Raw genomic sequence first — 7,232 nt, 5'->3', positions numbered from 1 at the left:
CTCGACGTTCGCGTTCATGATGTCTCCTCGTGCTGTGGTGGACTCGGCATGGAGACACCGGCCGCCGGTCCGCCGTAACAGCCCACGAATGAGACACAGCACACATCGGACGCGGTGGAGCGCCGCCCTGCTTCGGGCGGCAGCCTGGGCATGTGTGCGCGGACGATCATCAGACGGCGCCGCGACACTCGCCGCGGCGATGGGCCCGGCCACATTGATCTCGTCTACATCGACACCGGTCAGGCCGCGTGTGGCCCTGTGACGGGTGGCCGCGTGTTCGCCCTGATGCAGTTCCTTCCGATGAGTGACCTTGCCAAGGAAGCTCCGGGCGCTGCGAGATGCACGACGTCGCCACCGCCTGCCAGCTTCCGTCGTCGCCCGGCCCCGTGCCTGAACCCGGCGCCCACCACCCCGGGCGGGCACGTCCTGCACCGGTTCCCCTACAGCGAGCAGCTCCTGGCGCGCAGTCCCGAGGACTGGGCGAACTGATTGACGCCCGCACGCGGGACGCCGACGAACGGGTCGACGTGGTGAGCCTGGCGATGGCGATGCCGTTCCGATGACGGCAGTGAGCAGTTGCTGCGGCTGAACGCCGCCCGTGGGCTGTTACGTCGGCACCGCGAGCAGAGCCGACAGGTCACTGACGGGATGTCACACCAGCGTGTGACACCGTGTGTTCTGACTCGTATAAAGTGTCAGCGCTGAGGGAGAACGCTTTCTGTCCGCCTCCCTGCGACCCGCCCGGCATGCGATCCGTGGGCGGTCAGGGACGGCAAGTTCCCCTCGTTCTGCGCCACTTGAAAGGATCCACTGTGCGCAAGAAGCTTCTCTTGAACCGTCGTGCCGTCCTCATGGCGGCCGGTGCCACGGCCGGCGTCGCCGCCGGCCTGACAGCCGTGCCGGCGATCGGTGCGACCACCCCCGCCACAACCACTTCGGGCGCGCGTACGGTCCGTGTGCCGCGTACGCGTGCCAAGTCCGTCACCGGTAACGCCGCGCGGACCGTACAGGCCGACTTCCCCGTGGAGCACGTCGGCGTCAGCTGGACCGGGCCCAGGCGGGGCGCGAGCATCCGGCTGGTGGGCCAGGACGGCAGCCGTGGCACGTGGACGGCGCTGCAACCGGTCTGCGGGGCCGGAGCCGACGGGGATGCCGGGGACCCGGCGAAGAACGTGAGCGTGCTGGTGCCGGCCGGCGGGGCCGCCGGGTACGAGCTGCAGCTGCCGGACGGCGCGACCGACGTGCGTTCCACCGCCATCGACACGGTCAACGGGCCGTCCAAGGAGGTCGCCACGGCCGCGAAGACGGGGCGGATCGCAGGCGTCGAGTACATCACCCGGGCCGGGTGGGGCGCCGACGAGTCCCTCCGCTTCAAGGCGGACGGCACTGAGAACTCGCCGCAGACCTACTACCCGGCCCAGACGATGACCGTGCATCACACAGCGGGCGTCAACGGCGACCCGGACCCGGCGGCCACCATCCGGGCGTACTACTACCTCCACGCGATCACGAACGACTGGGGCGACATCGGCTACCACTACCTGATCGACGAGGCCGGCCTCGTCTACGAGGGCCGTTACTCGGGCACGGACGGCATCCCCGCCCATGACGCGAGCGGGAAGATGGTGACCGCCTTCCATGCCTCCGGCTACAACTCGGGCAACCTCGGCATCGCCCTGCTCGGCAACTCGAACGAACAGCCCCCGACGGCCGCGGCCCGCCAGTCACTCACCCGGCTGCTGGCCGCGCTGTCCATCTACCACAATTTCAGTCCCGAGGCCGCCGTCACCTTCGTCAACCCGGTCAACGGCGTACGCAAGGACGTCCAGATGATCAGCGGTCACCGTGACTGGCTCACCACCGAGTGCCCCGGCACCACGCTGTACGGCGACCTTCCCGCCCTGCGCAAGGACGTCGCAGCGAAGCTGTTGCAGCCCCACGTCTGACGGTCGAACCGGACTGCCGGGCTGTCAGCCGGGCGGGGCGGCCAGTGAGACACCGGGCCGACGCCGCCGGCGGTCTCCTCGACCGCCGGCGGCGTCACGCGCCCGTCATGGGCCACGCCCCGCCCGTTGCAGGAGCGTCAACGGCCCGGGAAACCCCGGACCGGTCACACCATGCGAATCAAATGGCGACGAGCTCCATACCGAAGTAGCCGCCGCCGACGGGGTACCTATCTTCGAGCGGCGCCAACCCGCGGCTGTGAAAAGGGCGTCGAACTCGGTCAGGTCGCGTTCCCTGCCGTTCGTCATGGTGAGCACGGTCATGTCGGACAGGGTGGCGAGAAGTCGCCCGCCACCGCGGAGAAGCGGTCGGACAAGCCACGCTTCTCGGCTTCGGCGCACGCACCGTCGACGGCGTGCGGCAGATCCAGGACCTGCCCACTCAGCTCGAGGTCGGCTTCCACCAGCGCCAGGACGAAATCACCGTGCGCACCGCCGACGTCGACAACGGTGAACACGCCGTCGGTGGAGACCGCGGCCACGGCGCCCTGTGTCACCAGGCCGAATACGTCTCCCATCGACTGAGCGAAAAGTGCTGCTTCCGCAGAGTTCTCCGGCCGCGCGAAGTACTCGAAAAGGTCCGCTCCCAGCGCCTTCTCGGTCTGGCTGCTTCCTTGTCGCACAGCCTCGGGAAAGTGGGCCGAGGACTGCCAGTGGCGCCGGCGTCCCGCCGTGGCTGGTCTGGGCCAGAATCAAGGAGCGCAGAGAACCGGGCACATCCGAACGCAGCAGTCGGCTTCGCCCGGTGAGACCGAAGCGCTGCTGCCCCTCGTGGCTCAGCAGGCCCGACGAAGAAGCCGCGCGCATCAGTCGGTACGTGGTCTGCGGATGACTGCCGACGCGCTCGGCCACCTCGTGCCAGGCGTGTCAGTCGTGTCAGCCACATAGGTTGTACCAGTCACATCAGTCATGGTGGTCGACACCTCTCAAGAAAGGGGAGGAAGTGGTAGCTGGCCCACTCGCCTTGGGGAGATCACCACAAGCGGGCACTTGTACCTCAGTGCCAACCTGATGGAACGACAACGAGACGCCACCGAGCAAGGGTGTGCCACGATGTGATGCATGCCCCGCAGAATCGCCGCCGCCGGTAGAACGGTGACGATCAGGACCATGCCTTCGAGCCAGGACGCCCGCGCGGTGATCAGCCGTGTCACCAGCAGCCAGTCGAGCGCGCGCGGACGGCGCGCAGTCGGAGCGTCATCCGAAGATCCTCCACAGGGCTCAGCCAGCCCGAATGGGCCAACAACGCTCGCGGCTTCCACCTCTGGCCTTCCGAGCAGGTTCGCCGCCCCACTGACCGCAGCAGCCGCAGCGCCCGCGGAACCCGGCGGCATGGACTCGCTGGGGACGTGCTGACTCATCGCGGGATCTGCACGTGATCAGAGCCGTCTTGGGCCAGGCCCGCGCGTTGCACCTGCACGACATCGGAGGAAGTCATCGGCGCGGTCACCGGCGCCGCGCACGCGCCGAAAAGTCTCAGATCGACGTCGACACCACCGTGGACCCTGGCCCGTACCGGCATCCGGTGCGCGCCCTGAGGCTGCGCGACGACAGGACTGCGCGGGACGTCCGGTCCTGAAGTCTGGACGGAACCGTGGGGACCGCGCCGGGAAGGGATCCCGCCTTTCTTTTATCGTCGATATGACGATAAACTCGGGGTCGTGAACGATTCGCCGTCACGACAGCAGGTGAACCAGGCGCCGGCGGCCGCCGGAGATTCCGCAGAGGGGCGTCCCATGGGCAACGAAGAAGGAAGAAGCCCCGAATACAGCGTCTGGGGGACGATTGAGCTGCGCCCTCCGGTCCCGGTGACACAGTTGTGGAACCTGACCGACCAGGACGCGTTCCGGGGCAGGCTCGACGCCGCGCCGCATGGGGCGGCCGGGCCGGAGCCCGCAGCGGCGGCCTCCCAGGCGAGCTGGGAGTTCGTCCCGGACGATGACGCAGGCACCGACGAGCAGGGCCGTCCGCGGGCCGTCAGACACCTCCGGGTGAACGCGCAAGGTGTCGCGCGTGCCGAGGTCGACAGCCGGCTACGGGACGTGGCCGCGTCGGTCGGCGCGGACCACGCATTCCACGGACACCTTCGCTACGAGGGCTACGTCGGCGACGACGGCGAGATCCGGCTGCACGGCGATGGCGGGCCGCCGGAGTGGCGTGACACGACACCCCGGTACTGGTGACGCTCCATCCCCACCGCCCTGCTCCTTGATCGAAACTGCCCTGCTCCTTGATCGAATCAGTGCGGACAGCCGAACCAGGGGATCTGACAGGCCGGGGCTGCCGGAGACGGGCCGTGCGTACCGGATGCCCACCCACCCCTCTCCCCCCCAGGACGAAGGCGGAGGCCTCCACCGGCGGGCGGTGGACGCCTCGTCCCTCACGGGGCGGGGCATCGCGAAAATCCCGACAGAGGCAGCAGCGCGACGTCGGGCTGCGCGAAATCGTCGGCCGGCCGACGCCGACCACCCCACAGTCAAGGCCGACCGCCGGCTGTGCCCGGCGGCCGGCAACTAGGCCCACATATCGCCCCGGCCCCTTGACGCGGCGTCACCGTTCCCGAATACGCCACCACCACCAGCGCCCCGCCGTCCAGCCACTCACCCAACCCGGGTTGGGAAGCGTGCGACGTTCGAACTCCAGGTCGATCCGCTCCACCACGCTGCCCAGATCTGCTCGGGCTCCTCTGGGCAGATACTGCAGCGCTACTTCCAGGTCGTCACGGCCGTCCTCAATCTCGATGCCGGGACTCTCACCAGGTCCGGTCAGATACCGCCCAGGCTGCTTGAAAGCCCACTCGAACCGGCTGAGGGCATCAGCGACTGCGCCCGGCCAGAGGTGCTCGGCCTCAACACGTCGTACCGCTGCCCGAGTTCGAGCTGATACGCCTGGGATCCTACGGATCGGCATGCACTTGGGTGGCCGCCACCGCTCGGCGCGTACGGCCTTCGGACGCCTACGCGGCATCGCCCTTTCGGATCAGAACCATGTCGGCATTCTGCCACGGCCCATAGGACGACGGATGCGGAACCCGTCCGCCCGCCGCTCCGCGATCCAGCCGCCGGGGATCAGTGTTCTCCCTGGTGAGGGCAGCGTTCCGGCAGGCCAGTGGCTGAGGACCACGGTGTCCTGGACGCGGGTTCGCCCCCGAAGACCTCCAGACTGCGGGCTGCCTCGGCGACTGCCGGGCCGGCCAGACGAAGCCGACCGCACTCAGAGGGCTCTTGAATCCCAACCACTCCGACACTCAACGGATTTGAGGCTCGATGTCGGCCCGGTGCGGCGATGTCGGCGGCAGCGTCTCGCCGGTCGAACTGCCTGCCGTGGCATGGACCAGGGGGAGGAACACCTCGTCGACGATTTCGGTGAGGACCTGGTCGGAGATGGGGTGGCGAGTGAGGAGCATCTCGTGCCGCAGGAGGTTGGCGGGCAATGTGATGACGCGAGGGCTAAGCTCGGCGGACGCGATCTCGCCACGCTCGGCGGCCCGCTTGAGGACGGTGGTCATCACGCCGCTCATGATGGTGAGGGTGACGGGGTCGAGGTCGGGTGCGTCGGCCATGAGGCCGTGGATGATGTCCGGGGCGACATCACGGTGGCGTCGAGCCATCCTCCCCAGCACGGCCAGGACATCGCCGCGCAAATCGCCGGTGTCGGGGATCTGGTCGATGATGGAGCCGGTGTTGTGGCGCATGGCTGCGATGACGAGCTCCGCCCGGTTGCGCCAGCGGCGGTAGAGGACCTGCTTGCCGGTCCGGGCGCGGGCGGCGACGCCCTCCATCGTCAGCCGGGAGTATCCGACAGCGGCCAGCTCTTCCCACGCCGCCTCAAGGATCGAAGCCTCCAGCTCAGCACCGCGACGGCGCTGTGTACCGGAGCGATCGCCGGTCTGCGGTGACATCCCACTCTCCTTTAGAGACCTTGCGTCTCTTGTTGTGCAAGGCTACCGTGCCCCATAGAGACGATTCGTCTCTTAACTGAATGGGGGAGCAGACATGCCCACGGCAAGCCGTGCGGAGCGGCTGGACCCGACCCTGCTCAAACTCGCCGGGATCCTGGTTCTCGGTGCGATGGCACCGCTACTGGACAGCACCATCGTGAACGTCGCCATCCACACGCTCGGCAACGAACTCAACGCGCCGGTGTCCACGATCCAGTGGGTGAGCACCGGCTATCTGCTGGCCCTGGCAATGGCCATACCTCTCACCGCGTGGACGGTGGAGCGCTTCGGAGCCAAGCGCATGTGGCTGGTCTCGCTGCTGCTGTTCCTGGCCGGATCCATGCTCTGCGGCATCGCCTGGGACATCGGCTCGCTGATCGTCTTCAGGCTGGTGCAGGGCGTCGGCGGCGGGCTGATGCTGCCGGTCCTGCAAACCCTGCTCATGCGGGCCGCCGGCGGCCGCTCGATCGGACGGTTGATGGCGGTCGTCACCGTGCCGGCCTTGGCAGGCCCGATCTTCGGACCGGTCATCGGCGGCCTGATCACCGATCACCTCAACTGGCGGTGGATCTTCTACGTCAACGCCCCCGTCTGCCTGCCGGCCGCACTGCTGGCCTGGCGGCGCCTGCCGGCCGACCCGGCGCGGCACGACAGTCGCCTCGACCTGACCGGCCTGCTGCTGCTCTCGCCCGCGCTGGCCGCCCTGCTCTACGGCCTGACACAGATCGGCACCCGCAGCGGTTTCGACCGCGTCACCGTCGTCGTTCCGTTGACTGCCGGAGCGCTCTTAACGGCGGCATTCGTCCGTCACGCCCTCCATGACGCAGATCCACTCATCGACCTGCGGCTGTTCACCACCCGCTCGTTCGCCGCATCCTCTGCCCTGCTCTTCCTGTCCGGGCTGGCGATGTTCGGCGCGATGCTGCTGCTGCCTCTCTACTACGAGCAGCTACGCGGTCGGAGCGTGGTCGCCGCCGGCCTGCTGCTGGCCCCGCAGGGCCTGGGCAGCCTCCTCGCCCGCGGGGCGGGCAGCGTCACCGACCGCATCGGGCCCCGCCCAGTCGTCCTGGTCGGCATCGCCCTCACCGCGCTGGGGACCCTTCCCTTCGCCTACGGCGGCCGACATGCCAACGGCCTCATCCTTGCTGCCGCGCTCGTCATTCGCGGCGCGGGACTCAGCGCCGCCAACATGGCCGGGGCTTCCCCCTTGTAGGTGGACACCTTCGATCCGGCCCCGCAGGGGACCGGCCAGAAGGAGTCATTTATGGTGATGAGGGTATACTCGCCCG

Annotated in this window: 5 protein-coding genes; 3 read left to right on the top strand and 2 right to left on the bottom strand. The window is 68.5% G+C overall.

Features of this window, described 5'->3' with window-relative positions; translation table 11 throughout:
- Positions 1-830 precede the first annotated feature (830 nt).
- The gene (locus tag AB0J04_RS44740) at positions 831-1,946 is read left to right on the top strand and encodes a peptidoglycan recognition family protein (protein ID WP_363174473.1); all 1,116 of its coding nucleotides are present in this window, start codon (positions 831-833) and stop codon (positions 1,944-1,946) included.
- Positions 1,947-2,263: 317 nt separating this feature from the next.
- Here the strand turns inward: AB0J04_RS44740 and AB0J04_RS44735 are convergent, their stop codons facing one another.
- Positions 2,264-2,626, bottom strand: coding sequence for a methyltransferase (locus AB0J04_RS44735; protein ID WP_363174472.1), 363 nt, complete (start codon positions 2,624-2,626; stop codon positions 2,264-2,266).
- Positions 2,627-3,739: 1,113 nt separating this feature from the next.
- Between AB0J04_RS44735 and AB0J04_RS44730 the strand changes: the two genes are divergently transcribed.
- Positions 3,740-4,186, top strand: coding sequence for a hypothetical protein (locus tag AB0J04_RS44730; protein ID WP_363174471.1), 447 nt, complete (start codon positions 3,740-3,742; stop codon positions 4,184-4,186).
- Between the two features lie 1,064 nt (positions 4,187-5,250).
- On the opposite strand, the gene AB0J04_RS44725 is transcribed toward AB0J04_RS44730, so the two are convergent.
- Positions 5,251-5,904, bottom strand: a complete 654-nt coding sequence (locus tag AB0J04_RS44725) for a TetR/AcrR family transcriptional regulator (RefSeq protein WP_363174470.1) — start codon at positions 5,902-5,904, stop codon at positions 5,251-5,253.
- Positions 5,905-5,998: 94 nt separating this feature from the next.
- On the opposite strand from AB0J04_RS44725, the gene AB0J04_RS44720 reads away from it, so the two are divergent.
- Complete coding sequence (locus tag AB0J04_RS44720) at positions 5,999-7,156, top strand: MDR family MFS transporter (RefSeq protein ID WP_363174469.1); 1,158 nt, start codon at positions 5,999-6,001, stop codon at positions 7,154-7,156.
- Positions 7,157-7,232 lie beyond the last annotated feature (76 nt).

The organism is Streptomyces sp. NPDC050263 (genome assembly GCF_040655955.1).
Taxonomy (GTDB): Bacteria; Actinomycetota; Actinomycetes; order Streptomycetales; family Streptomycetaceae; genus Streptomyces.
This window is presented reverse-complemented; position numbering and strand designations above follow the sequence as displayed.